The organism is Cellulosimicrobium composti (assembly GCF_010287905.1).
GTDB classification, from domain to species: Bacteria; Actinomycetota; Actinomycetes; order Actinomycetales; family Cellulomonadaceae; genus Cellulosimicrobium; species Cellulosimicrobium composti.
The window spans coordinates 16385-42485 of the sequence record NZ_JAAFAN010000039.1; the positions used below are offsets into that span (position 1 = coordinate 16385).

Annotated in this window: 24 protein-coding genes; 12 read left to right on the top strand and 12 right to left on the bottom strand. The window is 75.5% G+C overall.

Features of this window, described 5'->3' with window-relative positions:
- Positions 1-29 precede the first annotated feature (29 nt).
- Positions 30-707: a winged helix-turn-helix transcriptional regulator gene (locus tag GYH36_RS12210; protein WP_162289975.1), complete on the bottom strand. Its 678-nt coding sequence runs from the start codon at positions 705-707 to the stop codon at positions 30-32.
- Positions 708-852: 145 nt separating this feature from the next.
- Here GYH36_RS12210 and GYH36_RS12215 point away from each other — a divergent pair, with 145 nt between their 5' ends.
- A complete protein-coding gene (locus GYH36_RS12215; protein ID WP_162289976.1) occupies positions 853-1668 on the top strand; it encodes a class I SAM-dependent methyltransferase in 816 nt (271 codons plus the stop codon).
- Between the two features lie 9 nt (positions 1669-1677).
- Here GYH36_RS12215 and GYH36_RS12220 read toward each other — a convergent pair whose 3' ends face one another.
- Entirely contained in the window at positions 1678-2547 is an 870-nt protein-coding gene (locus GYH36_RS12220) for an SDR family oxidoreductase (RefSeq protein WP_081772323.1), read from the bottom strand.
- 295 nt (positions 2548-2842) lie between these two features.
- Here GYH36_RS12220 and GYH36_RS12225 point away from each other — a divergent pair, with 295 nt between their 5' ends.
- The 3 genes from GYH36_RS12225 to GYH36_RS12235 are packed head-to-tail and all read left to right on the top strand — an operon-like array spanning position 2843 to position 5849.
- Positions 2843-3892 (top strand): putative F420-0 ABC transporter substrate-binding protein, encoded by a 1050-nt coding sequence (locus GYH36_RS12225; protein ID WP_115942348.1) that lies wholly within the window; start codon positions 2843-2845, stop codon positions 3890-3892.
- The gene (locus GYH36_RS12230; RefSeq protein ID WP_312028620.1) at positions 3889-4974 is read left to right on the top strand and encodes a putative F420-0 ABC transporter permease subunit; all 1086 of its coding nucleotides are present in this window, start codon (positions 3889-3891) and stop codon (positions 4972-4974) included. Before GYH36_RS12225 ends, GYH36_RS12230 begins: the two co-directional genes overlap by 4 nt.
- A 56-nt stretch (positions 4975-5030) precedes the next feature.
- A complete protein-coding gene (locus GYH36_RS12235; RefSeq protein ID WP_162289988.1) occupies positions 5031-5849 on the top strand; it encodes a putative F420-0 ABC transporter ATP-binding protein in 819 nt (272 codons plus the stop codon).
- Here the strand turns inward: GYH36_RS12235 and GYH36_RS12240 are convergent.
- From GYH36_RS12240 to GYH36_RS12255, 4 genes are all read right to left on the bottom strand, one after another.
- Positions 5841-7139 carry a hypothetical protein gene (locus GYH36_RS12240; protein WP_162289977.1) on the bottom strand — a complete coding sequence of 433 codons (1299 nt, stop codon included), beginning with the start codon at positions 7137-7139 and terminating at the stop codon, positions 5841-5843. The two genes, GYH36_RS12235 and GYH36_RS12240, sit on opposite strands and share 9 nt — an antisense overlap.
- A gap of 54 nt (positions 7140-7193) precedes the next feature.
- Complete coding sequence (locus GYH36_RS12245) at positions 7194-7637, bottom strand: CoA-binding protein (protein ID WP_162289978.1); 444 nt, start codon at positions 7635-7637, stop codon at positions 7194-7196.
- A 61-nt stretch (positions 7638-7698) separates the two neighbouring features.
- Complete coding sequence (locus tag GYH36_RS12250) at positions 7699-8169, bottom strand: anthrone oxygenase family protein (RefSeq protein ID WP_162289979.1); 471 nt, start codon at positions 8167-8169, stop codon at positions 7699-7701.
- On the bottom strand, positions 8166-9056 hold the full coding sequence (locus tag GYH36_RS12255) for a Rossmann-fold NAD(P)-binding domain-containing protein (protein ID WP_203231804.1): 891 nt from the start codon (positions 9054-9056) through the stop codon (positions 8166-8168). The genes GYH36_RS12250 and GYH36_RS12255 overlap by 4 nt, the downstream gene beginning before the upstream one ends.
- 138 nt (positions 9057-9194) lie before the next feature.
- On the opposite strand from GYH36_RS12255, the gene GYH36_RS12260 reads away from it, so the two are divergent.
- Complete coding sequence (locus tag GYH36_RS12260; protein WP_115943604.1) at positions 9195-10142, top strand: AraC family transcriptional regulator; 948 nt, start codon at positions 9195-9197, stop codon at positions 10140-10142.
- 6 nt (positions 10143-10148) lie between these two features.
- Here GYH36_RS12260 and GYH36_RS12265 read toward each other — a convergent pair whose 3' ends face one another.
- Positions 10149-10652 (bottom strand): metallophosphoesterase family protein, encoded by a 504-nt coding sequence (locus tag GYH36_RS12265; RefSeq protein WP_115942343.1) that lies wholly within the window; start codon positions 10650-10652, stop codon positions 10149-10151.
- A gap of 50 nt (positions 10653-10702) precedes the next feature.
- Here GYH36_RS12265 and GYH36_RS12270 point away from each other — a divergent pair, with 50 nt between their 5' ends.
- The 4 genes from GYH36_RS12270 to GYH36_RS12285 all read left to right on the top strand — a co-directional run bounded on the left by GYH36_RS12270 (position 10703) and on the right by GYH36_RS12285 (position 13489).
- Entirely contained in the window at positions 10703-11116 is a 414-nt protein-coding gene (locus GYH36_RS12270; protein WP_162289980.1) for a PNPOx family protein, read from the top strand.
- A gap of 16 nt (positions 11117-11132) precedes the next feature.
- Complete coding sequence (locus GYH36_RS12275) at positions 11133-11729, top strand: HhH-GPD-type base excision DNA repair protein (protein ID WP_024840485.1); 597 nt, start codon at positions 11133-11135, stop codon at positions 11727-11729.
- 42 nt (positions 11730-11771) lie between these two features.
- Positions 11772-13028: an AI-2E family transporter gene (locus GYH36_RS12280; protein ID WP_115942342.1), complete on the top strand. Its 1257-nt coding sequence runs from the start codon at positions 11772-11774 to the stop codon at positions 13026-13028.
- Between the two features lie 95 nt (positions 13029-13123).
- A complete protein-coding gene (locus tag GYH36_RS12285; RefSeq protein ID WP_162289981.1) occupies positions 13124-13489 on the top strand; it encodes a VOC family protein in 366 nt (121 codons plus the stop codon).
- On the opposite strand, the gene GYH36_RS12290 is transcribed toward GYH36_RS12285, so the two are convergent.
- From GYH36_RS12290 to GYH36_RS12300, 3 genes are all read right to left on the bottom strand, one after another.
- Complete coding sequence (locus tag GYH36_RS12290; RefSeq protein ID WP_312028621.1) at positions 13462-13971, bottom strand: hypothetical protein; 510 nt, start codon at positions 13969-13971, stop codon at positions 13462-13464. The two genes, GYH36_RS12285 and GYH36_RS12290, sit on opposite strands and share 28 nt — an antisense overlap.
- A gap of 72 nt (positions 13972-14043) precedes the next feature.
- On the bottom strand, positions 14044-14970 hold the full coding sequence (cofE, locus tag GYH36_RS12295; RefSeq protein ID WP_162289982.1) for a coenzyme F420-0:L-glutamate ligase: 927 nt from the start codon (positions 14968-14970) through the stop codon (positions 14044-14046).
- A complete protein-coding gene (locus GYH36_RS12300) occupies positions 14967-15971 on the bottom strand; it encodes a TIGR03557 family F420-dependent LLM class oxidoreductase (protein ID WP_024840480.1) in 1005 nt (334 codons plus the stop codon). The genes cofE and GYH36_RS12300 overlap by 4 nt, the downstream gene beginning before the upstream one ends.
- Positions 15972-16142: 171 nt before the next feature.
- Between GYH36_RS12300 and GYH36_RS12305 the strand changes: the two genes are divergently transcribed.
- Both GYH36_RS12305 and valS read left to right on the top strand, forming a co-directional pair.
- Complete coding sequence (locus GYH36_RS12305) at positions 16143-19244, top strand: M66 family metalloprotease (protein ID WP_162289983.1); 3102 nt, start codon at positions 16143-16145, stop codon at positions 19242-19244.
- A 106-nt stretch (positions 19245-19350) separates the two neighbouring features.
- A complete protein-coding gene (gene valS, locus GYH36_RS12310; RefSeq protein WP_162289984.1) occupies positions 19351-22158 on the top strand; it encodes a valine--tRNA ligase in 2808 nt (935 codons plus the stop codon).
- A 66-nt stretch (positions 22159-22224) separates the two neighbouring features.
- Here valS and GYH36_RS12315 read toward each other — a convergent pair whose 3' ends face one another.
- Together GYH36_RS12315 and GYH36_RS12320 are read right to left on the bottom strand one after the other, a co-directional pair.
- The gene (locus GYH36_RS12315) at positions 22225-23424 is read right to left on the bottom strand and encodes a baeRF2 domain-containing protein (RefSeq protein ID WP_155100251.1); all 1200 of its coding nucleotides are present in this window, start codon (positions 23422-23424) and stop codon (positions 22225-22227) included.
- A gap of 187 nt (positions 23425-23611) precedes the next feature.
- Entirely contained in the window at positions 23612-23956 is a 345-nt protein-coding gene (locus GYH36_RS12320) for a chorismate mutase (protein ID WP_024840476.1), read from the bottom strand.
- A gap of 106 nt (positions 23957-24062) precedes the next feature.
- Here GYH36_RS12320 and GYH36_RS12325 point away from each other — a divergent pair, with 106 nt between their 5' ends.
- Complete coding sequence (locus tag GYH36_RS12325) at positions 24063-25880, top strand: AMP-dependent synthetase/ligase (protein ID WP_162289985.1); 1818 nt, start codon at positions 24063-24065, stop codon at positions 25878-25880.
- Positions 25881-26101 lie beyond the last annotated feature (221 nt).

Below are 26101 nucleotides of genomic sequence, written 5' to 3' on the forward strand. Positions count from 1 at the left end.
TCAGCCTCGCACGCGCGGGGCGCGCCGTGTCACGCGGCGGGTCGCGGGACGCTCGCCAGGTCGGACTGCCCGATCCAGCGCGGCACCTCGCGCCGCACGGCGGCGGGACCGACGAGCTCGACGTCGCCCGCGCGCAGCGCCCCGTCCCAGGACACGTCGCCCCGCCACACGCGCGTGAGGGCGCGCAGGCCGGACCGCACGACGACCGCCGGCTCGATCCCCGGGTCGACGTCGCAGAGGTCGGCGTCGCCGGAACGCACCACGAGCCACCAGCGCGCCACGTCGCGCCCGACGTCGTCGAGGTGGAACTCGACGGCCGTGGGGCCGGGCGGCCACGCGGCGACGGGCACCGTCCGGCGCACGTCCCAGAACAGCAGGTGCGGGTCGAGGTCCTCGTCCCCGAGCTCGGAGATCCACCGCACGCCCCACGCGCCGAGCGCGTCGACGACGGGGCGCAGCGCCTCGCCCGCCCGCGTGAGCCGGTAGGTCGGGCGCCCGGCGTCCTCCGTGCGGCGCACGACGCCCGCGCGCTCGAGCGTGCGCAGGCGCTTGGCGAGCAGGGCGGGCGACATCCGCGGGTTGCCGCGGCGCAGCTCGTTGAAGTGCGTGCTGCCCGCGAGCAGCTCGCGCACGACGAGCAGCGTCCAGCGCTCGTCGAGCACGTCCATCGCCTTGGCCACGGGGCAGAACTGGCCGTACGTCGTCATCGCCGCCTCCTCGACTCCTCCGGCGCGCACCCGCCGGATGCCGCTACAGATCCGGAACTGGATGCCATCTGGAGGGAGGGCGAGCCTGGGGTGACGTGACCCACCGCAGGCCCGCCGACGCGGGCCGGACCAGCAGGAGAAGCACATGACGGACACGGTGGTCCTCTCGGACCTCAAGGCCAGGCACCGCGCGATGTGGGCGTCGGGCGACTACCCGGCCGTGGCGAGCGAGCTCGTGCACGACCTCGGGGAGGTGCTCGTCGACGCGGCGGGCGTGCGCCCGGGGCAGCGCGTGCTCGACGTGGCGGCCGGCACGGGCAACGCGGCGGTCGCCGCCGCGCGGCGCGGCGCCGACGTCGTCGCCTCGGACCTCACGCCCGAGCTGCTCGACTCCGGGCGGCGCGCCGCGGCACGGGACGGTCTCGACCTGGCGTGGGAGCAGGCGGACGCGGAGGCGCTGCCGTACGCGGACGCGACGTTCGACGTCGTGCTGTCGTGCATCGGGGCGATGTTCGCGCCGCACCACCAGGACACGGCGGACGAGCTCGTGCGCGTGCTGCGCCCGGGCGGGACGCTCGGCCTCGCGAGCTGGACGCCGTCGGGGTTCATCGGGCAGATGTTCGCGACCATGAAGCCGTTCGCGCCCGCGCCGCCTCTCGGCGCGCAGCCGCCGCCGCTGTGGGGCGACGAGTCGCACGTGCGCGCGCTGCTCGGGGACCGCGTGCGCGACGTGCGTGCCGAGACCCGGGTCCTGCCCGTGACGCACTTCGCCGACGGCGAGGCGTTCCGCGCGTGGTTCGCGGACCGCTACGGCCCCACGATCGCCGTGCGGCGCAGCCTCGCCGACGACCCGGAGCGGCTCGCGCGGCTCGACCAGGCGCTGCGCGACCTCGCCGACCGTCACCTCGACGGCGGCGCGATGGGCTGGGAGTACCTCGTCCTCACGGCGACGCGCGCCTGAGGCGCGGGCTCAGGCGTCCCGGTGCCCCTCGGCGGGCGCCGGGACGCCCTTCGGCACGAGCGGGGCGCGCCACAGCGAGTACGTGGAGGCCTGCGCGACGGGGCGCAGGATCAGCGAGTCGATGTTGACGTGGTGCGGGCGCGTCACCGCGAACGTCACGACGTCCGCGACGTCGTCGGCCGTCAGCGGGTCCACGACCCCCTCGTACACGGCGTCCGCGCCCGCCTGGTCGCCGTGGTACCGGTTGAGCGAGAACTCGGGCGTGCGCACGAGGCCCGGCGCGATCTCGATGACGCGGATCGGCTCGCCCACGAGCTCCAGGCGCAGCGTCTTGGCGACGCCGAGCAGCGCGTGCTTGGACGCGACGTAGCCGGAGCCGCCGACGTACGTGTCGTGGCCCGCGGTGGACGTCATGAGCACGACGTCGCCCCGGCGCGACGCGCGCAGCAGCGGCAGGAACGCCTTCGTCGCGCGGACGGTGCCGAGCACGTTCGTCTCGTACATCGCGCGCCACTCGTCGATCCTCGCCTCGTCCACGTGGTCGACGCCGAGGCCGAACCCGGCGATGTTGAGCAGCGCGTGCACCGGGCCGCGTGCACCGGCCTCGGCGACGAGCCGCGCGACGTCGTCGTCCGACGTCACGTCCCCGACCACGGGGTGCGCGCCCGTGCGCTCCGCGACCTCGGCGAGGCGGTCCGCGCGCCGCGCGAACGCGACGACGTCCCAGCCGCGGGCGCGCAGGAACCGCACGCACGCCTCGCCGATGCCCGAGGACGCGCCGGTCACCACGGCGCGCAGGGGCTCGGTCCCGGTGCTGGTGGCGGCGCGAGGCGCCGGGTCGACGGGATGGGTGCCGGGGGTCGGGTGCTGGTCGCTCACGAGCGCCACTGTGCCACCCCGGGGGCGCGGGCGGCGCCGCGCGTCCCACCCGCTGGGACGTCCGCGCACCGGGAGCGCCCGCCTCCCGCCCGCGCGGCCCGGCGTACTAGGCTGGTCGGCGGATCACGGGCCGCGCACTGGCCCGTCGGGGCGGCACCGGATCTGTGCCGTGGGTCCGTGCGACGCGAGATGACGCGTCGGTCCCGGCCGCCGAGGCGGCCGGCGTCGAGAACGCACCGTCGCGGCGGCGTGCCCGTCCGGGCCGCCGGCGCGCCCGACCCGGAGATGCCCACCCGTGCCCTCTGCTCGTACCGCTCCCCGCCGTCCCCACGGCCTCCTCGCCCTCCCCGCCGCCCTCGCGCTCGCGCTCGCCGCGTGCTCGTCCGGCACCGCGCCCGGCGGCACCTCGAGCCCGGGCGGCGACGACCCGGCGTCGGCCACGGTCCCCGCGCGCACGACCTACCCGCTGACGGTCGAGGACTGCGGCGTCGAGGTGACGTTCGACGCCGCGCCCGAGCGCGTCGTGACGATCAAGTCGAGCACCACGGAGATGCTCCTCGCGCTCGGGCTCGGCGACCGGATCGTCGCGACCGCGTTCCCCGACGGCCCCGTGCCCGCGGCCCTTGCCGACGCCGCGGCCGACGTCCCCGCCGTCGCGGAGCCGATGTCCGACAAGGTGCCGGGCGCGGAGGCGGTGCTCGACGCCGAGCCCGACCTCGTCTACGCCGGCTGGGAGTCCAACCTCACCGCGGACGGCGCGGGCGACCGCGACACGCTCGCGCGGCTCGGCGTCGCGACCTACGTCTCCCCCGCGGCGTGCAAGGCGCCGGAGCACATGCCGGACCCGCTGACGTTCGAGCACGTGTTCGCCGAGATCACCGAGGTCGGCACGATCTTCGACGCGCAGGACGCGGCCGCCGCCCTCGTCGCCGAGCAGCGCGCGACGCTCGACGGCGTCGTCCGGGACGAGCGCGGGCTGACCGCCCTGTGGTACTCGTCGGGCGACGACATCCCGTACGTCGGCGCGGGCATCGGTGCGCCGCAGATGATCCTCGACGCCGTCGGGCTCGAGAACGTCGCGGGCGACGTGCACGACACCTGGACGTCGTACGCGTGGGAGGAGGCGATCGCCGCCGACCCGGACGTCCTCGTGCTCGTCGACGCGGCGTGGAACACCGCCGACGCCAAGATCGAGCGCCTCGAGTCCAACCCGGCCACGGCCGAGATGACCGCGGTGCGCGAGGGTCGCTACCTGACGATCCCGTTCCCGGCGACCGAGGCGGGCGTGCGCACCGTCGACGCGGTCGTCGACCTCGCGGCGCAGCTGGAGGCGCTCGACCTGTGACGACGCTGCGCGCCCGCCCCGCCCCCGCGCCGGTCCGCCCCGACGGCCCCGCGGCGTCCGGCGCGCGCCGCGGCGCGGGATGGTGGGTCCCGGCGGGCGTCGCGGCGCTCGTCGCGACCGTCCTCGTCACCGTGACCGTCGGCCCCGCGGACCTCGCCGTCGGGGACGTGTGGCGCTCGGTCGCGACCCACCTCGGCCTCGGGGGGCTGCTCGGCCTCGAGCCGCTCGGCGCCCTCCAGGACGGCATGGTGTGGCAGCTGCGCCTGCCGCGCGTGCTCACGGCCGCCGCCGTGGGTGCCGGGCTCGCGGTGTGCGGCGTCGTCATGCAGTCGCTCACGCGCAACCCGCTCGCGGACCCGTACCTGCTCGGGCTGTCGTCGGGCGCGTCGCTCGGCGCGGTGCTCGTGCTCGTCGCGGGCTGGGCGGTCCTGCTCCCCGTCGCGGCGTTCGGCGGCGCGGTGCTCGCGCTCGTCGCGGCGCTCGGCCTCGCGGGCGCGCTGGGCGCGCTCACGCCGACGCGCACGGTCCTGGCAGGACTCGCGGTGAGCCAGCTCGCCGCGGCCGCGACGAGCTTCGTCATCTTCTGGTCCGCGACGGGCGACTCCTACCGCGAGATCCTGTCGTGGCTCATGGGATCGGTCGCGGGGGCCACGTGGACGTCCGTCGCGATCGCGGGCGGCGCGACGCTCGTGCTCGGCACGCTGCTCGCGTCGACCGGCTCCGTGCTCGACGCCTTCACGTTCGGCGACACCGCGGCATCGGCGCTCGGGATCGACGTCGTGCGCGTGCGCTGGACGCTGCTCGTGGGCGTCGCGCTGCTCACCGGGGCCCTCGTGTCGCAGTCCGGGTCGATCGGGTTCGTCGGGCTGATCCTGCCGCACGCGGTGCGGCTCCTCACGGGCGCGCGGCACCGCCTGCTGCTCCCGCTCTCGGCGCTGCTCGGGGCGACGTTCCTCGTGTGGGCGGACACGCTCGCGCGGACCGTCTTCGCGCCGCGCGAGCTGCCGGTGGGGATCGTGACCGCCGCGATCGGCGCCCCCGTGTTCGCGCTGCTGCTGTGGCGCGGGAGGAGGACCACGTGACGGAGACCCGCACCGCACCGGTCGCGACCGGTGCCGAGGACCGCCGCGACGCCGCGGTGCCGGGCGCGCCGCGCGCGACGGACGGGCTCGACGCCGCGCGCGTCTCGTGGTCCGTCGACGGGCGCCTCGTCCTCGACGGCGTCGACTGCACCGCTCCCCCGGGTGCGGTGAGCGGGCTGCTCGGCCCGAACGGCTCCGGCAAGTCCACGCTCCTGCGCGTGCTCGCGGGCGTGCGCGTCCCGGACCCGGCGCCCGGGCGCGACGCCGCCCACGTCCGCTTCGCCGACGCCGACCTGCTCGCCCTCCCGCGACGCCGTCGTGCGCGCGTCCTCGCGCTCGTGGAGCAGGACGCGACGACCGACCTGCCGCTCACGGTGCTCGACGCCGTGCTCCTCGGCCGCATCCCGCACCGCTCGCTCCTCGCGGGCGACTCCGCGGCCGACCGGGACGTCGCGGCCGCGGCCCTCGCGCGCGTCGGGATGTCCGCGTTCGCGGGGCGTGAGGTCGCGACACTCTCGGGCGGCGAGCGCCAGCGCGTGCACCTCGCCCGGGCGCTCGCGCAGGAGCCCGCGCTGCTCCTCCTCGACGAGCCGACCAACCACCTCGACATCGCCGCGCAGCTCGACACGATGCGCGTCCTGCGCGATCTCGCGGGCGACGGCGTGACCGTGCTCGCCGCGCTGCACGACCTCAACCTCGCGGCGCAGACGTGCGACCACGTCGTGGTGATCGCGGACGGCCGGGTCGTCGCCGCGGGCGACGTGCACGACGTGCTCGTCCCCGACGTGCTCGACCCGGTCTACGGGGTGCGGTGCGAGGTGCTCACGCACCCCCGCACGGGCCGTCCCGTCCTCGTGTTCGACTCGTCAGACTGATCGTGCGGACGGGTCCGCGCCCACGAGGACGGGCGGGCGCAGGGCGCCCGGCGCCGGCGCGCCGACGGCCGGTGCGGTCCGCACGGCGGGACGCGCGGCGCCCCGCGGCTCGTCGCGCGCCCGGAGCCGCGCCCGGCTCGCGCTGAGCGACGCGCTCGCGGCCGTCGCGACGAGCCAGAAGTAGGGCTGCTGGAGGGTGGCGCTCGTCAGCGCGAACGACAGCATGACGCCGAGGACCGCGGCCTCCGTCGCCGCGACGCCCCGACGCATCGCGAGGACGAGGCCGCGCGCGACGTGGAGGTAGACGAGCACCACGGCGAGGACGAGCGCGAGCCCGCCCTGGTACCACGCGCGCAGCGGGAGGTCGTGGGTGAGCGTCTCGCCGTCGAGGACGATGCTCGTCACGCCCGAGGCGTCGTCGAGACCGACCCCGACGAGCGCGTCGCGGCGGATCCCCTCCCACGCCGCCTGCACCGTCTCGAGCCGCGTGGCCATGGTCGAGATCTGGTCCGTCTGCCCGGTCACCTGGAGCAGCCGCTCCGCGGGGGTCCGGAACGAGCCCGCGCCGGGCGCGAGGGACGCGAGCGCCGTGACGAGCGCGGCGAGCGACGCGACCGCGAGGACGACCCAGCGCAGACGGACCCGCAGCGCGACGGCGAGCACGAGCGACCCGAGGGCCAGGGCCGCGAGCGCCGTCATGCTCGCGGACGCGAGCAGACCGCCCGCGTTCACCGCCACGAGCAGCGCGAGCGCGGCCCGCCGTCGCACCGTCCTGGCGGTCCGGAGGTCGCCCAGGCACAGCACGATCGCGACCGCGGCGAGGAGCCCGAGCACGTTGGAGTGGCCCGCGAGCCCGGGCGCCCGGCCCAGCTCCGCGGCGGACCCGAGCACGGCGCCGCCGGTGACCGACTGGGCCACGGCGACGAGCGACGACGCGGTCTGGCCGAGCACGAGGCCGGTCGCCGCGGCGCGGAGCAGGTCGGGTCGGGACCCGGCGGCCCAGCGGAGGACGGGCGGTGCGAGGCCCCACACCGCCACGAGCAGCACGCCGTTCTGGACGTGCGTCGCGCGGTCGACGGCGTGCGCCGCGCTGACGACCGTCGCGACCCCCGCGAGGTACGTGGCGGCGAGCCACACCCCGGAGCCCGGGCCCAGCCGGGCCCGGCCGGTGAGGAGGAGGCCGAGGAGCGCGCCGACGACGGCGGCGGTCCAGGCGAGGCGCAGCGCGGGCGGCAGCCCCCACGAGAGCGGGAGCACCGCCGCGAGCACGACCGCCGAGGCCCGGAGCATGCTCGACAACCTACAAGGGACTCGTCCCGCCCACCCGGCGGCGGGACGACCGGCTCAGACCTCCCCGCGGGCCGCGACCCGCGGCAGCTCGATCGCCGGGCAGCGGTCCATGACCATGTCGAGCCCCGCGTCGCGCACGCGACGGGCCGCGTCCTCGTCGATCACGTCGAGCTGGAACCACACGGCCCTGGCGCCGATCGCGACGGCCTGGTCCGCGACGTCGCCCGCGAGCTCCGAGCGCACGAACACGTCGACGACGTCGACGGGGAACGGGACGTCGGCGAGTGTCGCGTAGCCCTGCTCGCCGTGGACCGTCTCGGCCGACGGGTGCACGGGGACGACGCGCTTGCCGTGCTGCTGGAGCACGCGCGCCACGCCGTACGCGGCGCGCGCGGTGTTGTTCGACAGGCCGACGACGGCCCACGTCTCGGTGTCCTGCAGGACCCGCCGGACGGTCTCCTGCTCGGTGGCCGGCTCGCCGGCTGCGACGTCGCTCATGCCCAGCGCAACCGGGCCCCGGGCGCGGGTATTCCGCCCCGGGGCCCGGCGGGACGCGCGGTCACACGAGCGCGAGCGCGAGGAGCGCGGCGGACGCCGCACCGGCGACCGTGCGCACGTGGTTCCACGCGAGCCAGCGCGGCCAGAACGCCGTCCACGCGTCCGCGAGGTCCCCGCCACGTGCGGCGGCGGCCTCGAGCCGCTCGTTGAGGGGGACGTTGCCGACGCCCGTCACGCCGAGGATCCCGGCGACCGCGACGACCGCGCCCGCGAGCGCCCACCCCGACCCGTCCGCGCCCGTCACCAGCCCGACGACGGCGGCCACCACCGGCAGGAGCACGCTCGCCGCGAGCAGGAGCATCAGCGGCGGTCGCAGCGCGTCCCGGTTGATGGCCGCCATCGCCGCGCCCGCCTCGCCGGGCGCCAGGCGGCGCAGCCCGCCCAGGACGAACGTCGAGAACGCGAAGAGCACGCCGCCCGCGAGGCCGGTGGCGACGGCGCCCGCGACGGCGAGCGCGGCGAAGGCGGTCACGACGCGTCGGCGGTCGCGCCGGGGCCCCACACGGCCGCCTCGCGCGCCGCGAACTCGCGGAAGTCGCGCGGCGCGCGTCCGAGCGCCTCGCGGACCCCGTCCGCGACCGGCGTCCCGCGGCCGTCGAGCACCTCCGTGAAGAGGTAGTGCATGAGCGCCACGAGGTCCTCGGGCAGAGCGAGGTCGCGCAGGCCGGCGACGAAGTCGTCGGCGGTGACGGGCACGAACCGCACGTCGCGCCCGCTCACCGCGACGATCTCGGAGACCGCCTCGTCGAACGTCAGCGCGCGGGGCCCGGTGAGCTCGAGGACGCGACCGGCGAGCGCGTCCCCGGTGAGGGCCGCGACCGCGACCTCGGCGACGTCCTCGACGTCGACGAACGGCTCGGCGACGCGGTCGACCGGGAGCGCGAGCACGCCGTCGAGCACGGGGCCGAGCAGGAAGCTCTCGCTGAAGTTCTGGGCGAAGAACGCGCTCCGCACGACGGTGCGGCCGGGGAAGGCGTCGGCGACGAGCGCCTCGGCGCGCTGCGCCTCCTCCTCGCCGCGGCCCGACAGGAGCACGAGGCGGCGCACGCCGGCCTCCCGCGCGCGGGCCGCGAACCGGGCGACGGTCTCGGGCGCGCCCGGGACGGCGAGGTCGGGCGCGTACGCGACGTACGCCGCGGTGGCGCCGGCCAGGGCGGGTGCCCACGTGGCGTCGTCCTCCCAGGCGAACCGGACCTCGCCGCCGCGCGACGCGCGCCGCACGGGGACGCCGAGCGCGTCGAGCCGCGCGGCGACGCGGCGGCCGGTCTTGCCGGTCGCGCCGAGGACGAGCACCGTCCCCGGCGTGGGGGCGCCCGCCTCGTGCGGGGCGGCGTCGGTGGTCGGGGTGGTGGCGGTCATGGCAGGTCTCCTTGCTCACGAGGTTCGGTGCGGACGAGACCAGTCAACCGAGCGCGGGTGAGACGCAACATGGCCCAGACGCTCACGAGCATGCGTGATCGTCTCGACCAGCGGGCCGTCCGGCCGTACGCTCGGGGCATGGACGTCGTCGCCGGGCTGCTCGACGGGCCGCGCGCCCGCGGCGCCTTCCTCCTGCGGAGCCACCTGCGCGCGCCCTGGGGCATGCGCATCGAGGACGAGGCGCCGCTGACGATCGTGCCCGTCCTGCGGGGGTCCGGCTGGGTCGGGCCGGTCGTCGGCGACACGACCGACGCCGGCGAGCACGTCGCCGCGGGCGACGTCGTGCTGCTGCGCGGCCCGGACCACTACGTCGTCGCCGACGCGCCGACGACCGCCCCGCAGGTCGTCGTCGGCCCGGAGCCGGACATGTGCCGCGCCGTCGACGGCGGCCCCTCCCCCATGACCACGCTCGGCGTCCGGTCGTGGGGCAACGACCCGGACGGCGAGACCGTGATCGTCACGGGGACGTACCCGATGGACGGGGAGGTCGGGCGCCGGGTCCTGCGCGTGCTCCCCCAGCGCGTCGTCCTGCGCCGTGGCGACGTGGACGCGGGGCTCGTGGAGATGCTCGCGCGGGAGGTCGTGCAGGACCTCCCGGGGCAGGAGGCGGTGCTCGACCGGCTGCTCGACCTGCTCCTCATCTCGTGCCTGCGCACGTGGCTCTCGCGCGACGACGCGCCCGGCTGGTACCGCGCGGACGCCGACCCGGTGGTGGGCGCCGCGCTGCGGCTCATCCACCACGACCCGGCGCGCGCGTGGACCGTGGACGCGCTCGCGCGCGAGGTCGGGCTGTCGCGAGCGGCGTTCTCGCGCCGGTTCACGGCCCTCGTGGGCGAGCCGCCCATGGCCTACCTCACGGGGTGGCGCCTCGACCTCGCCGCCGACCTGCTCCTGCAGCCGGACGCGACGCTCGCGTCGGTCGCGCGCGCCGTCGGGTACGCGACGCCGTTCGCGCTGAGCGCGGCGTTCAAGCGCGTGCGCGGCGTGAGCCCGGCGGCGCACCGCGCCCGCGCCGGGGCGGCCTGAGCCCGCTCAGCGCTCGACGGGGACGAGCTCGACGTCCCGGAGCGCGCCGTCGTCCGCGACGGCCGTGAGGAACGTGCCGACCGGCTGGCGGCGACGGTCCGTGGGCGAGCCGGGGTTGAGCAGTCGCAGCCCGCCCGGCGACGTCGTGTCCCACGGGATGTGGCTGTGCCCGAACACGAGCACGTCCACGTCGGGGAACGCGGCGTCGGCGCGACGCTCGCGCCCCTGCTTCGCGCCCGTCTCGTGCACGACGGCGAGCCGCAGCCCCTCGACCGTGGTGCGCGCGACCTCGGGCAGGCGCGCGTGCAGGTCGGGGCCGTCGTTGTTGCCCGCGACCCCCACGAGGCGCGCCGCACGCGACTCGATCGCGTCGAGCAGGTCGGCGCTCACCCAGTCGCCCGCGTGCACGACGACGTCCGCGGCGTCGACCGCGCGCCACACCTGGTCGGGCAGCACCCGGGCCCGCACCGGGACGTGCGTGTCGCTGAGCAGGAGCAGGCGGGTGGGCACGCCGCCACCATAGGTCGCGGTCCCGGGGCGCGCCGGGTGACGATGGGCCCATGCCGATCCCGCGCTGGGTGACCCGCAGCAACAGGCGCTTCCTCAACCCCGTGATGCTTCGCGTCGCGACGGGCGTCGGGCCGATGGCCGTCGTCCGCCACGTCGGGCGGCGCAGCGGGCGCGAGTACCGCACCCCGGTCTTCGCGTTCGCGTACCGCGACGACCCCACCGGGCCCGTGCGCGTCGTGTTCGCCCTCACGTACGGCCCCGACGTGGACTGGGTCCGCAACGTCGAGGCGGCCGGGGAGTTCGTCCTCGAGCGCCGCGGCACCGAGTACGCCGTCGACGACCTGCGCCGGGTCACGGGAGCCGACGGACTGCGGCTCCTGCCCGGCTGGACGCGCGCGGTCCTGCGGCGCGCCGGCGTCGACGAGTTCCGGACCGGACGGCTGCGCCGGCCGTCCGGCGGCTGACTGCCATGATGGGGGCATGACCGACCAGCTCTGGATCACCGGCGACCCCGACGCGGACGCGCTGCTCAGCGACGACGCGTTCGCCCTCCTCGTGGGCATGCTGCTCGACCAGCAGTACCCCATGGAGCACGCGTTCGCCGGCCCCCGCAAGATCCGCGACCGCCTCGGCTCGATCGACCCGCGGGCGATCGCGGACGCGGACCCGGACGCGTTCGTCACGCTCGCCACGACCCCGCCCGCGATCCACCGCTACGGGCGCTCCATGGCGGGCCGGGTGCAGGAGCTCGCGCGCGTCGTCGTCGACGAGTACGACGGCGACGCGACCCGGATCTGGACCGCCCCGGGAGCCGACGGGTCCGCCCCGACCGGGGCCGAGGTCCTCGCGCGCCTGCGCGCGCTGCCCGGGTTCGGCGAGCAGAAGGCGAAGATCTTCCTCGCCCTGCTCGGCAAGCAGCGCGGCGTGCAGCCCGCCGGGTGGCGCGAGGCGGCGGGGAACTACGGCGACGAGGGGTCGCGCCGGTCCATCGCCGACGTCACGAGCCCCGAGTCGCTCGCCGAGGTGCGCGCGTTCAAGAAGGCGCAGAAGGCGGCGGCGAAGGCCGTGAAGGGCTGACACGCCGCCGCGACCGGGCGGCCCGGCCGCTATCGTCGGCGCGTGACCACGACGTCCCGCGCCACGGCGCTGCCACCCTCGACCCGCACGCTCCTGGCCCTCGCGGCCGGCGTCGTCGTGCTCGCCGGCGTCCACACGGCGCGCGAGGTGCTCGCGCCGATGTTTCTCGCAGCGGTCATCGTCATCATCTGCCACCCGGTACGCGTCCCGCTCGAGCGCCGCGGCTGGCCCCGGTGGGCGGCGACCACGGCGGTCGTCGTCGTGGCCTACCTCATCCTGGCCGCGCTCGTCGCCATGCTCGTGTTCGCGGGCTTCCGCTTCACCGAGCTCGTGCGCGAGTACCTGCCCGCCCTGATGCGCTCCGTCGAGTCCCTCGTCGACCAGCTCGCCGCGGTGGGCATCGACGCCGACGTCGTCGAGGCCGCCACGGCGTGGCTCGACCCGGCACGGGTCCTCAGCCTCGCCGGGAACGTCTCGGGCATGGCGCTCGGCATCGCGACCGCGTTCTTCTTCGTGCTCGCCTACGCGATCTTCATGGCCGCCGACGCGGCGCGGTACGCGACGGCGCCCGCCGTCTTCGGGGTCGAGCGCGCCGCGACGATCGAGCGCGCCACGCGGTTCAGCGGCGGCGTGCGGCGCTACTTCGTCGTCAACGCGTCGTTCGGCGCGCTCGTCGCCGTGATCGACGGCATCGCGCTGTGGGCCCTGTCGGTCCCGGCGCCCACGGTGTGGGCGATCCTCGCGTTCGTCACGAACTTCGTCCCGAACATCGGGTTCGTGCTCGGGCTCGTCCCGCCCGCGGTCATGGCGTTCGTCGTGGGGGGCTGGCAGCTGTCGCTCGCGGTGGTCGCGGTCTACTGCGTCGTCAACGTCGTGCTCCAGGTGCTCGTGCAGCCGAAGTTCGTCGCCGACGCGGTGAACCTCAGCCTCACCCTGAGCTTCGTCTCCGTCGTGTTCTGGACGTTCGTCATCGGGCCGCTCGGGGCGATCCTCGCGATCCCGCTCACGCTGTTCGTGCGGGCGCTCGTGCTCGAGCCGGACCCGGGGTCGGGGTGGCTGCGCTGGCTCTCGGGCGACGACGTCACGGCGACCGGCCCCGGCCGCGCGCAGGACGGGGCGGACGTCGGGACGGACGACGGGACTGCGGGCGCGATCGCGGCGGACGTGGTCACGGCGGACGCGACCTCGGCCGACGACGCCACACCGGCTCGGCCCGCGCACGAGGCGCGCGTCCCTGACCCTCAGGTGGAGGTCGAGGGTCGCGCGCTCGACGACGCGCGCTCCCCCGACCAGCCCTGACGGACCGCACCGGGCCCGGGTCGTGCGCCGTACGGAGACGCTGCCTAGGCTGGCTGACGGCGGGTGTCCGCCCGTCACCGGCACGGGGAGGGACCATGGCGCACGGAGACATCACGCACATCGACATCCCGGTGAGCGACACCGCACGGGCAACGGAGTTCTACGGCGCGGTGTTCGGCTGGCAGATCGCCGAGATGCCGGGGTTCGAGGGCTACCCCATGTGGCAGGCGCCGAACAAGATCAGCGGCGGCGGCCTCGCACCGCGCTCCGACGACTTCACCACCCCGCGGAGCTACGTCGAGGTCGACTCGATCGAGGAGACGCTCGCGACGGTGCGCGAGCTCGGCGGGCGCGTGGTCACCGAGAAGTCCGAGATCAGCCCGACGTCGTGGTGGGCGGCGTTCGAGGACGCCGACGGGAACCAGATCGGCCTCTACGAGGGCACGACCGGGGCCGGCTGACCGACGCACGGCCCGTCGCCGACCCGACGCCCGACGCCGAGCGCCCGGCGACCCACGCCCGGATCCCGGCACGGTCGCTCAGCCGTCGCCGCCCCGCCCCAGCCGCGCAGGACGCGGCCGTCCGGGTCGTCGGGGCGGCGCGGGCGCAGCGCGGGCGGCGGCGGCCACGGCAGGTCCACGCGCTCGACGGGGACGTCGATCGCGCCGAAGTCGTCCGTCTGCACGACCACGCCGTCGGGCGTGACCTCGACGAGCCGCACACGCAGGGGCGGCTCGCCGTCGCGCTCGAGCACCCAGACGTCGGCGAGCCACGCGAGGCTCGTCGCGTCGAGGGCCTCCTCGGCCGCGAGCCAGTCGACCGGCCCGGTGAGCTCACGCCCGAGCAGCGAGACCGCGACCCAGTCGTCGCCCTCGGGACGGATCCAGCCCACGTGCTCGCGGTCGTCGGGGCGGCGGTGCGGGATCCAGTCGGCGGGCAGCATCCCGGCAGGCTAGCGAGACGACCGGGCCGGGGGCGACGACATTGCGGCCCGACGTGTCGCCCGTCGCGGCGCTCAGTCGCCGGGGAGGGGCTCGTGGCCCGACCCCTCGCGGAACCCCTCGCCGAAGCCCTCGCGGTAGCCGTCGGCGTACGCGGCCTCGCTCGCCGCGGCGCTCCCGTGCTCGCGCCGCGCCGCGGCGTACCCGCGCGCGTACGCCTCGGCGCTGCCCTCGCGGAACAGGTCGTCCGTCGAGGACCGGACCAGGACGCGCGCGCCGGGGCCGTCGTCGTCGCCCACGTACCGGTCGAGGCCGCGCACCACGGCGACGGCGCGGCCCGTGGCCTTGCCGCGCACGAGCTCGCTCGCCGCGGCCACCTCGTCCGCGACGGCCGTGACCGTCACGGACAGGGGGCGGCCGTGCGTGTCGACGCCGCCGCGCAGGTCGTCCGCGACGACGATCCCGGCCGCGCCGACCGCGACGTCGACGAGGCCGTCGCGCCACGCGCGCCCCGCGGTGTCCGTGACGACGACGCCGAGCCGGTCGAGGCCGAACCGGGCGCGCAGCGCGGCCCGCAGGGCGCGCGCCGAGGCGTCCGGGTCGAGCGGGAGCAGCAGGACCGTGCCCTCCGGGGTGTTCGACGCGTCGACGCCCGCCGCGGCCATCACGAGGCCGAGACGGTTCTCGACGATCCGCAGCGGCGGCTGGCCGGGACGTTCGCGCGTCGCGACGACGCGCACCGTCTCGTCCGTGATCGCCTGCTCGCGGTCCACCGCGGCGACGACGCGGCCCTCGGCCTTCGAGACGATCTTGCTCGTCACGACGACGACGTCACCGTCCGCGAGCGCCTCCCCCGCCAGCAGGTCGCCCACGAGCGCCGCGAGGTCGTCGCCCGGCCGGACCTCGCCGAGGCCCTCGGGCGCCCACACCGTGAGCCGCGCGGACCGGCTGGGGCCCGCGCCGTCGTCGGGCCCGCCGGGTGCGGCGTCGTGCTCGCTCATCGCGCGAGCTTCGGGAGCACCTCGCGGCCGAAGACCTCGATCCACTCGCGCTGGTTGCGGCCGACGTTGTGCAGGTAGATGCGGTCGAACCCGAGGTCGACGAACTTCTGGATGTACGCGCGGTGCTCGTCCGGGTCGGCGGAGATCACCATGCGGCCCTCGAAGTCCTCCGGGCGCACGAGCTTGGCCATCTGCTCGAAGTCGTGGGGCGAGCGGATGTCCGCCTTGGGGAATTTCATCCCGCCGTTGGGCCACTCGGTCATCGCGTTCGCGAGCGCCTCCTCGTCGGTCGCGGCCCAGGAGAGGTGGAGCTGGAGCACCTTGGGCATCGACTCTGGGTCGCGGCCGGACTCGCGCACGCCGTCGTCGAACTTGCCGAAGAGCATCGAGATCTTCTCGAGCGGCGCGCCGACGGTGATGAGGCCGTCGGCGTGCCGGCCCGCGCGCTTCGCGGTGACCGGGCCCGCGGTCGCGACGAGGATCTCGGGCGGGACCTCGGGCATGGTCCACAGGCGCGTGGACTCCATCTTGTAGAACTGCCCGGAGTGCTTGACGTCCTTGTTGTCGAGCCCGGACTGGAAGAGCTTCTTGATGACGTCGATCGCCTCGAACATGCGGTTGATGCGCTCGGGCGCCTCGGGCCAGTAGCCCGCGACGACGTGCTCGTTGAGCGCCTCGCCGGAGCCGAGCCCGAGCCAGTGCCGGCCCGGGTACATCGCGGCGAGCGTCGCGGACGCCTGGGCGACCATCGCGGGGTGCCAGCGGAACGTCGGCGCGGTGACCCCCGGCCCGAGGTCGCCGCGCGTGCGCTCGCCGAGGGCGGTGAGCACGTTCCACACGAACGACGACTGGCCCTGCGCGGGGACCCACGGCTGGAAGTGGTCGGCGGCCATCGTCCCGGAGAACCCGTGCTCCTCCGCGAAGGCGGAGAGCTCGACGGCCTCGGTCGGGTGGAACTGCTCGAGCATCGCGGCGTAGCCGACGGTGAGGGATGAGGACATGGCGACGAGCCTATGCCCGCCCGGGCGGGCCGGGCCATGACCCGCGACACCCGAGGGTAGACAGCAGGAACATGACCGTTCTACGGTGGTTTCGCGCAACTTCTTCCACCGGGCGCCGGCACGCCCCCCGAACGGACATCGACGTCCGGCCTGCCGGCGAGAGGACCCATCGTGAGTCGCAGCCCTGCCAGAACGCGCCACCGTCTCCTGCCCACCCTCACCGCGGCGACGCTCGCCGCCACGCTCGCCCTGGCGACCGGCGCCGCCGCCACGCCGGGCGGGCCCGCGCCCGGCGCCCCCACCGCGGCCGCCGCCGGACCGGACGCGGGGCCGACCGCCGTCGGGCCGCTCGGCTTCCACGACGTCCGCGCGGACGGCTCGGCGCGCCCCGTGCGCAACGACCTCACCGGCGGGCTCGGCGGCATGGTCGAGCTCGCGCAGAGCCACACGATCGACCCCGCCGGCAACACCGCGCGCGACATGCCGACGCTCGTCGCCGAGCGCACCGCGCTGCTCCTGCTCACCCCGACGTCGGCGGTGACGTCGCTCTCGGTCACGGTGCGCGTCGGCGGGCAGGTGCGCGCCACGCTCCCGCTCGCGCCGCCGTCCGCGATCCCGCGCGACGACGTCGCCGACTCCCAGGGGAGGCCCGACGTCGTCTACAGCACGCGCGCGTGGAGCGTCGAGCTCCCGTGGGACGTCGTCGTGCCCGGCCTCTCCCTGGAGCTCACCGACGGCGCCGGGCGCACCGGCACCCTCGCCGCGTCGGCGATCGAGGTCGCGGCGCCCACCGAGCTCGTCGTGAACGGCACCGAGCTCGGCATGCTCACCGACCCCCCGACGGGCGACGGGCACGTCATGCTCAACGACACGGCGCGCGCGGCCGCCGACTACTTCCAGACGGTCCCCGTCTCGCGCCTCGTCGTCGCGCGCTACGAGCCCGTGCGGCTCGACCGCGTCGTCGTCGCGTCCGGGGCCGTCTACGCGTCGCCCGGGACGAGCGCCACGACCGGCGACGTGTACTCGGGCGACCTGCGCGAGAACGTCGGCAAGGCCCAGTTCTCGACCGGCGTGAACCTCGCCAACTTCGGCATCCCCAGCGCACCCATGAACCAGGTGCAGCCCGGCACGTTCAACCAGCGCGTCTACCACCACTCCGCCGGGGCGTACACGAACGGCCGCGTGGTCCACGGCCTGAGCGGCGGCAACGGCATGGCGACGCTCTACGACTCGGTGGGCAACGAGTGGAGCCACGAGATCGGGCACTCCTACGGGCTCGGCCACTACCCCGGCGTGGACGACTCGAGGACCGGCGACGCGCGCGTCGTCAACGCGACGCACCACAGCGAGAGCGGGTGGGGCTACATCGCCTACCGCGACCGCATGCGCTCGAACCTCTGGAACGACCGGGCGTTCACGCCCGAGGGCGTCGACGTCGCGGGCACGATGTTCCAGCAGAGCTTCGCGGGCCTGTACAACTACCAGCGCGACGCGATGTCCGGCGGCAGCGCCACGAGCGACCTCTCGCGGTACACGCACCACACGGGGTACAGCGCCGTGCGCATCCAGCAGTCCCTGCGCACGGTCGTGCCCGACGCGTCGTACCCGAGCGGCTACCGCGACTGGGACCCCGCGACGGGGTCGTGGGTCGACGCGAAGGCGCGCGACGCGGCGTTCTCGGCGGCGAAGCCCCGCGCGGTCGGCGTCCCGGTGGTCACCCTGCTCGGCGGCTACAACCCCGCGAACCCCGCGCAGACCGTCCTGTACCCCGCGTTCCGCTCGAACTACGGGAACGTCTTCACCCTCCCTGCGCCGGACACGACGAGCATCGGCGCCGCACGCCAGTGCTGGGCCGAGGTGACGTACGTCGGGGGTCGCGTGGAGAACGTCGCGCTCGACGCGTCGGACGGCGTCAAGCAGGTCAACGTCAACCTCGCCGAGTCGGAGCGGCCCTCGCAGGCCCGGCTCCTGTGCCGGGCGAACGGCACGACGACGCAGCTCGGCTCGACGACGACGATCCCCACCGACCTGCCGCCGCTCGAGCCGGCCGTGGTCGTCGGGCAGGAGGACGGGTACGACGCGCTGCGCGCCGTGGAGCTCCCCGAGCTCGACGCGGCGCTGTCCGCGCTCGCGGGGACGGCGCACCCCGTGCTCGACGCGCACACGCAGGTGCTGCTCGAGACGTGGTCCGACGACCTCGCCGCGCTGAGCCCGGCCGCGCGGACCGTCGCGGACGCGGCGCTCGCGCTGCGTGCCGACGCCGCCGACGTCGACGCGTACGTCGCCGCCCACCGCGCCGAGCTGCTCGGCGGGGACGCGGACGCCAAGGACGGGCTCGCGGACCTGCTGCGCGCCACGGGGCTCGTCGAGTCGGCGTCCGCGCTCCTGCCCGACCCGGCGCCGGTGACCGTCGACGGCGGGCGCTGCCTCGCCGCCGACCTCTCGGGGACCGCGCCGCGCGCGGTCGTGGCGCCCGCGGGCGGGTGCGACGGCAGCGCCACGCAGACGTGGTTCCTCGACGCGCGCGGCGCGATCCACAACGGCGCGCGGCCCGACCTGTGCCTGGGGGCCGCGACCCCGGCCACGCTCTTCGCGTGCGACCCGGACGCGTCCTTCCAGGCGTGGCGGTACGAGGCGGACGGCCACCTCGCGAGCGTCGCCCGGTCCGGCCAGTACCTCGACCTCTACCGCGCGCAGGGCACGCCGGGTCTCTACGGGCGCACCACCGGGACGAACCAGCTGTGGTCGGGCCTCGTGACGAGCGCCAACGCCGGCACGGCGCTGTTCTCGGCGGACACGCTGCACGTCCTGTTCGCCGCGCAGGACCGGTACGGCGTCTCCTCGCTCGACCTCCAGCGCGCGGACAACGGCTGGGGCCCGCTCGAGCGGGACGTGAGCAACGGCGAGCTCGCCGCGGGCGACGGCGGGCCGCTCACCGTGGGCACCGCGACGAGCCCGGTGGGACTCGGCGTGCACGCGACGAGCGTCGTCGAGGTGCGCGTCGACGGCGCGTGCTCGCGCCTGACCGCGCAGGCGGGCGTGGACGCGGAGGCGCAGGCCGCGGCCAGCGTCGTGCTCTCCGTGCGCGGCGACGGCGCGACCCTGTGGACGAGCCCGACCCTGCGCCGCGCCGACCCGGCGGTCGACGTCGACGTCGACGTGACGGGGGTCGACGTCGTCACGCTCCACGTCTCGGACGCCGGGGACGGGGACGCGTGGGACCACGCCGACTGGCTCGCCCCCACCCTGCGCTGCGCGACGCCCCCGCAGTAGCCGCGCCGGGCGCGCGGTCGGCACCCGAGGTGCCGGCCGCGCGCCCGTCGTCCGGGCCGTGGGCGACGGACCGCCGGGCCCCGCGGATCTGGGAAGATGGGGGACCATGAGCGACTTCCCGACGAACGCGCCGCAGGGCGCGGCCGAACCCGCTGCAGCCACGACCTCCCCCGCCGGCCCCGTAGCCGGCGACGTCGTCCGCGCGGTGGTCGCGGGAGTACCCGACCGCGTGAGCCTCGACGGACTCGAGGAGACGTACGACGCGCGCTGGGCCGAGCAGGGCACGTACGCGTTCGACCGCACGAAGACCCGCGAGCAGGTCTTCTCGATCGACACGCCGCCGCCCACCGTCTCGGGCTCCCTGCACGTGGGGCACGTGTTCTCCTACACGCACACCGACGTCGTCGCGCGCTACCGCCGCATGCGTGGCCTCGAGGTCTTCTACCCCATGGGGTGGGACGACAACGGGCTGCCCACCGAGCGTCGCGTGCAGAACTACTACGGCGTGCGGTGCGACCCGAGCCTGCCCTACGTCGAGGGCTTCGAGCCCCCGCACGAGGGCGGCGAGGGCAAGTCCGTCAAGGCCGCGGACCAGGTGCCCGTGAGCCGCCGCAACTTCATCGAGCTCTGCGAGCGCCTCACGGCCGAGGACGAGAAGCAGTTCGAGGCGCTGTGGCGCCGGCTCGGGCTCTCGGTCGACTGGGCGCAGCACTACCAGACGATCGACGCCCGCTCCCGCACGGCCGCGCAGCGCGCGTTCCTGCGCAACCTCGCGCGCGGCGAGGCGTACCAGGCGGAGGCGCCGGGGCTGTGGGACGTGACGTTCCAGACGGCGGTCGCGCAGGCCGAGCTCGAGGCGCGCGACTACCCGGGCCACTTCCACAAGGTCGCGTTCCACCGCGTCGCGCCGGGCACGCCCGACGACGGCGCCCCGGTCCACATCGAGACCACGCGCCCCGAGCTGCTCGCGGCGTGCGTCGCGCTCGTCGCGCACCCGGACGACGAGCGCTACCAGCACCTGTTCGGCACCACGGTCCGCTCCCCCCTGTTCGACGTCGAGCTGCCCGTGCTCGCGCACCCCGCGGCGGAGCGCGACAAGGGCGCCGGCATCGCGATGTGCTGCACGTTCGGCGACCTGACCGACGTGCAGTGGTGGCGCGAGCTCCGGCTCCCGACGCGCTCGATCATCACGCGCGACGGCCGCATCACGCGCGAGACGCCGGACTGGATCACGTCGCACGCGGGCCAGGGCGTGTTCGCGGAGATCGCGGGCAAGACGACGTTCTCGGCCCGCCAGGCCGTCGTCGACGCGCTGCGCGACGCGGGCGATCTCGACGGTGAGCCCGTGCCGACCCAGCGCAAGGCGAACTTCTTCGAGAAGGGCGACAAGCCGCTCGAGATCGTCACGTCGCGCCAGTGGTACATCCGCAACGGCGGCCGCGACTGGACCACCGAGGACGGCACCGCGCGCGACCTGCGCGGCGAGCTGCTCGCGCGCGGCACCGAGCTCGCGTTCCACCCCGACTTCATGCGCGTGCGCTACGAGAACTGGGTCGGCGGCCTCAACGGCGACTGGCTCATCTCGCGCCAGCGGTTCTTCGGCGTCGCGATCCCCCTGTGGTACCCGGTCCTGGAGTCGGGCGAGGTCGACCACGACCACCCGATCGTCCCGTCCGAGGACGTCCTGCCGGTCGACCCGTCGACCGACGTGCCCGCCGGGTACACGGAGGACCAGCGCGGCGTCCCGGGCGGCTTCGTCGGCGAGAACGACATCATGGACACGTGGGCGACGTCGTCGCTCACGCCGCAGATCGCGGGCGGATGGGAGGTCGACCCCGACCTGTTCGAGCGCGTGTTCCCCATGGACCTGCGCCCGCAGGGCCAGGACATCATCCGCACGTGGCTGTTCTCGACCGTCGTGCGCTCGCACCTCGAGTTCGGCTCGCTGCCGTGGACGAACGCCGCGATCTCGGGCTGGATCCTCGACCCCGACCGCAAGAAGATGTCGAAGTCGAAGGGCAACGTCGTGACGCCGATGGGCCTGCTCGAGGAGCACGGCTCGGACGCGGTCCGGTACTGGGCGGCGTCCGCGCGCCTCGGCACCGACGCGGCGTTCGAGGTCGGCCAGATGAAGATCGGCCGTCGTCTCGCGATCAAGATCCTCAACGCGTCGAAGTTCGCGCTGTCGTTCGGCGTCGACCCCGAGACCGGGACGGGCGAGATCGTCCTCGACCCGGCGCTCGTCACCGAGACGCTCGACCGCGCGATGCTCGCGGGCCTCGCGTCGGTCGTCGAGAAGGCGACCGAGGCGTTCGAGGCGTACGACCACACGCGCGCGCTCGAGGTCACGGAGACGTTCTTCTGGACGTTCTGCGACGACTACCTCGAGCTCGTCAAGGACCGTGCCTACGGTGCGGGCGCCTCGGCCTCCGACGTGTCGCCCGAGACCCGGTCGGCGCGCGTCGCGCTCGCGATCGCGCTCGACACGCTGCTGCGCCTCTTCGCGCCGTTCGTGCCGTTCGCGACGGAGGAGGTGTGGTCGTGGTGGCGCGCGTCGGAGGGCTCGATCCACCGCGCGCCGTGGCCCACGCCCGACACCGCGCGCTCGGCCGCCCGCGACGCCGACCCGGCCGTGCTCACCGCCGCCGGGCACGCGCTCGCCGCGCTGCGCAAGATCAAGTCCGAGGCGAAGGTGTCGATGCGCACGCCGATCCTCGCGGCACAGGTCGCCGTCCCCGCCGCGTCGCTCGCGGGCGTCGAGGCGTCGGTCGTCGACGTCCGCAACGGCGGGCGCGTGACGGGCACGCTCGACCTCGTCGCGGCCGCCGAGGGTCAGGGCGACCCCGCGGTCCAGGGCGGGATCGTCGTCGTCTCGTCCGAGCTCGGCGAGCCCGAGGCCCGCAAGAAGGGCTGAGCCCGCGCGTGCGACGACGCCCTCCCGGCTGCGGCCGCGGGAGGGCGTCGTCGCGTGCGGGGTCCGTCAGATGATCTCGCCGCGCAGGCGCGAGTCGTCGCCGGACATCGTCGCCGCGACCTCGCGCGGCGTGCCCTCGTCGGCCCAGCGCAGGGTCGCGCCGACGCCCTCGATGAGCTCGACGCTCCCCTCGGGCGCGAACGTCAGGCCCGCGTCCTGACCGATGGCGGCGCGCACGAGCGCGACCGTCGCGGGGAGCTTCTCGAGGCCTTCGGTGACGCCGAGCGCCTCGATCTCCTCCTTCGAGGCGGCGATGTGCATGGGGCTCGGCCCGATCCACAGCTCGCGCCCGTCGAGCGTCGCGCCCTGCCCGTACTCGTCCGCGAGGACGAGCTCCTTGACCTGGCCGCGTGCGAGCACGGCGACGGTGTCCTCGACCGACGTCACGGCGCCGGACTCCCGGCCCTGCTCCTGGCGGAACTCGGCGAGCACCTTCTCGCGCCGCCGCTCGCGGTAGCTGTCGAGCGCGTCGGCGACGTTCGCCTCGAACGCCGCCTCGTTGATGCCGGGTCCGCGGCCCCCGCCCGGGACCTCGACCACGAGCTCCGCGACCGACCGGCCGAGCGCGCCGCGCACGAGCGGGACCGCGCGCACGTCGCCCGTGAGGATGACGAGCTCGGGCCGGTACTCCGCGGCCTGGCGCTCGATCTCCGCGGCGACGGCCTCGGCGTTGCGCTCCCACGAGTCCTCCGCGCGGGACTCGATCCGCTTGTGCGAGAGCCCGCCCGTCCGGACCTTGTTGATCACGTCGTGGCCGCCCTCGACCGTCTCCGGCTCGCCGTACGGCACGTGGCCGCCCGCGACGGACCACGTGATGTCCGCGCCCTGACGGTCCACGACGACCCGCACGTAGTCGACCGACTCGTCCGCGGCCCGCGCGGCCTGCAGCAGCGCGGGCACCGGGCCCCAGGAGCCCTTGGTGAGCGCCGGAGGGTCCTTGACGACCCGGTCGACGAGCACGCCCGTCTCGTCGGCGATCAGCACGCGCCCGTGGGTGCCCCCGACCCGCGTCGGCCGCAGCACCACCTCCTCGAGGTCGTCGAGGACGGCGTCGGGCGCGCCGTCCTGGCGCAGCTGGCGCCGCACGCCCTTCCAGCGGTTCTCGACCTCGCGGTCCCCGGCCTCGTTGGCGCGCGTCGCGTCGATGTACACCGTCGCGAAGGGGCCCGGGTGGCCGAGGAGGGGCTTGAGCCAATCGATCTTCATGCGAACACCTCATGACGTCCGTCGGCGTGAGCGGGCCGCACGGCGCGCCGGTCGCACCGGCGCCGGGCCCGCCCTGGGTCCTCTCCAGGGTCCGTCACATCGACGCCCGTCGCCACCGCGCGTCGGGCACCCGCGGCGGGCGCGGGGCCAGGGGCACGGGTCGACCCCGCGGGCGAGGCTGGGGGCGTCAGGAGTAGGTGTCGAGCACGGGCGCGCCCTCGCCCGTGGCGGCGTGCTCCGCGGCGATGCGCTCGTGGTGGCGGATGACCTCGCGGACGATGAACGCGCGGAACTGCTCGGCGAACTCGGGGTCGAGGCCGGCGGCCTCGGCGATGCCCGTGAGGCGGGCGATCTGCTGGCGGTCGCGCTCCGGGTCGGCCGGCGGCAGGCCGCCCTGCGCCTTGAGCTCGCCGACGCGGCGCGTGAACTTGAAGCGCTCGGCGAGCAGGTGCATGAGCGCCGCGTCGATGTTGTCGATGCTGTCGCGCAGCGTGAGGATCTCGGCGGGGACGGCGGGCGGCTGGTTCGTCACCCACCGATCCTAGGCGCGGGGGACGGTCGGCGAGGAACGCGATACTCGGAGTACGGAGTAAAGTGTCACGCCGTCCCTACCTGCCGTCCACTCAGCGGAGAGTCCCATGACGGAACACGTGTCGCCGAGCCTCGTCGAGGTCTCCCCCACGGCGACCATCAGCACCCTGCTCACCGACCGCGTCGCGCGCGACCCCGGCGCGACGCTCGTCGAGCGGCGGGACGCCACGGGCGGGTCGTGGGTGCCGCTCACCGCGCGGCAGTTCGAGGACGACGTGGTCGCGGTCGCGCGCGGCCTCGTCGCACGCGGTGTCGAGGCCGGGGACCACGTCGCGATCATGTCGCGCACGCGCTACGAGTGGACGCTCCTCGACTTCGCCGCGTGGGCCGTGGGCGCCGTGCCCGTCCCCGTCTACGAGACGTCGTCGCCGGACCAGGTCGAGTGGATCTGCTCGGACGCGTCCGTCCGCCTCGCCGTCGTCGAGACGGCCGCCCACGCCGACGCCGTCGCGTCCGTGCGCGACCGTCTGCCCGAGCTCGGCGACGTGCTCGTCATCGAGGACGGCGCCGTCGACGCGCTGCGCGCCGCCGGAGCCAGCGTCCCCGCCGAGGAGATCGACCGGCGCCGTGCGGCGCAGCGGGTGGACGACCTCGCGACGATCATCTACACGTCCGGGTCGACGGGCCGCCCCAAGGGCGTCGAGCTCACGCACCGCAACTTCGTCCACCTCGCGCTCAACGGCCGCGCCGGTCTCGCGGAGATCCTCGACGCCGACGGCGCGCGCACGCTGCTGTTCCTCCCGCTCGCGCACGTCTTCGCGCGGTTCATCCAGGTCGTCGTCGTCGCGTCGAACGCCGTCCTCGCGCACAGCTGGGACACGAAGAACCTCGTCGCGGACCTCGGCACGTTCCGTCCGACGTTCCTGCTCGCCGTGCCGCGCGTGTTCGAGAAGGTCTACAACACGGCCGAGCAGAAGACGGGCTCCGGGCTCAAGCGCCGGATCTTCCACTGGGCGGCCAAGGTGGCGATCACGTGGTCGCGCGCGCTCGACACCGAGCGCGGCCCCTCGGCGGGCCTGCGCGCCCAGCACGCCGTCGCGGACCGGCTCGTGTACTCGACGCTGCGCGCCGCGATGGGCGGGCGGCTCACGTACTCGATCTCCGGCGGCGCGCCGCTCGGCGAGCGGCTCGGCCACTTCTACCGCGGCGTCGGCCTGCGCATCCTCGAGGGCTACGGCCTCACCGAGACGACCGCGCCGACGGCCGTGAACCTGCCCGGCCTCACCAAGATCGGCACGGTCGGCCCGGCGTTCCCCGGCACGGCGCTGCGCGTCGACGACGACGGCGAGCTGCTCGTCAAGGGCGACCACGTGTTCCGCGGCTACCGCAACCGGCCCGACCTCACCGCCGAGGCACTGCAGGACGGCTGGTTCCGCACGGGCGACCTCGGCGCGTTCGACGACGACGGCTACCTGCGGATCACCGGGCGCAAGAAGGAGATCATCGTCACCGCGGGCGGCAAGAACGTCGCGCCGGCCGTGCTCGAGGACCGGCTGCGCGCGCACCCGCTCGTGAGCCAGGTCGTCGTGGTGGGCGACCAGCGCCCGTTCATCGGCGCGCTCGTCACGCTCGACGCGGAGATGCTGCCCGGCTGGCTCTCGACGCACGGGCTGCCGGAGATGGACGTCGAGGCCGCCGCGCAGGACGGCCAGGTGCTCGCCGCGCTCGACCGCGCGGTCGCGCACGCCAACGAGGCGGTGTCGCGCGCCGAGTCGATCCGCAAGATCACGGTGCTCACGACGGACTTCACCGAGCAGAACGGCTACCTCACGCCGTCGCTCAAGGTGAAGCGCGGGCTCGTGATCCAGGACTTCGCGGGCACGATCGACGCCCTCTACGGCTCGACGGTCCGCGCCGACGCCTGACGCGGGGTCGCGTCCCCTGCCGAGCAGGTGCTCCTGGTCCGTCCGCGTCGCGTGACGAGCCAGGACCGCCTGCTCGGCGCACCGGCCCGCTCGGGGCGGGCGGGTCAGGCGGACTTCTCGCGGGGGGTGCGGGTGCGGGCGGTACGGGTGCCGGTGCGGGGCACGATCGTGGGGTTGACGTTGTCCAGCACGACCTCGCGCGTGATCACGACCCGCTCCAC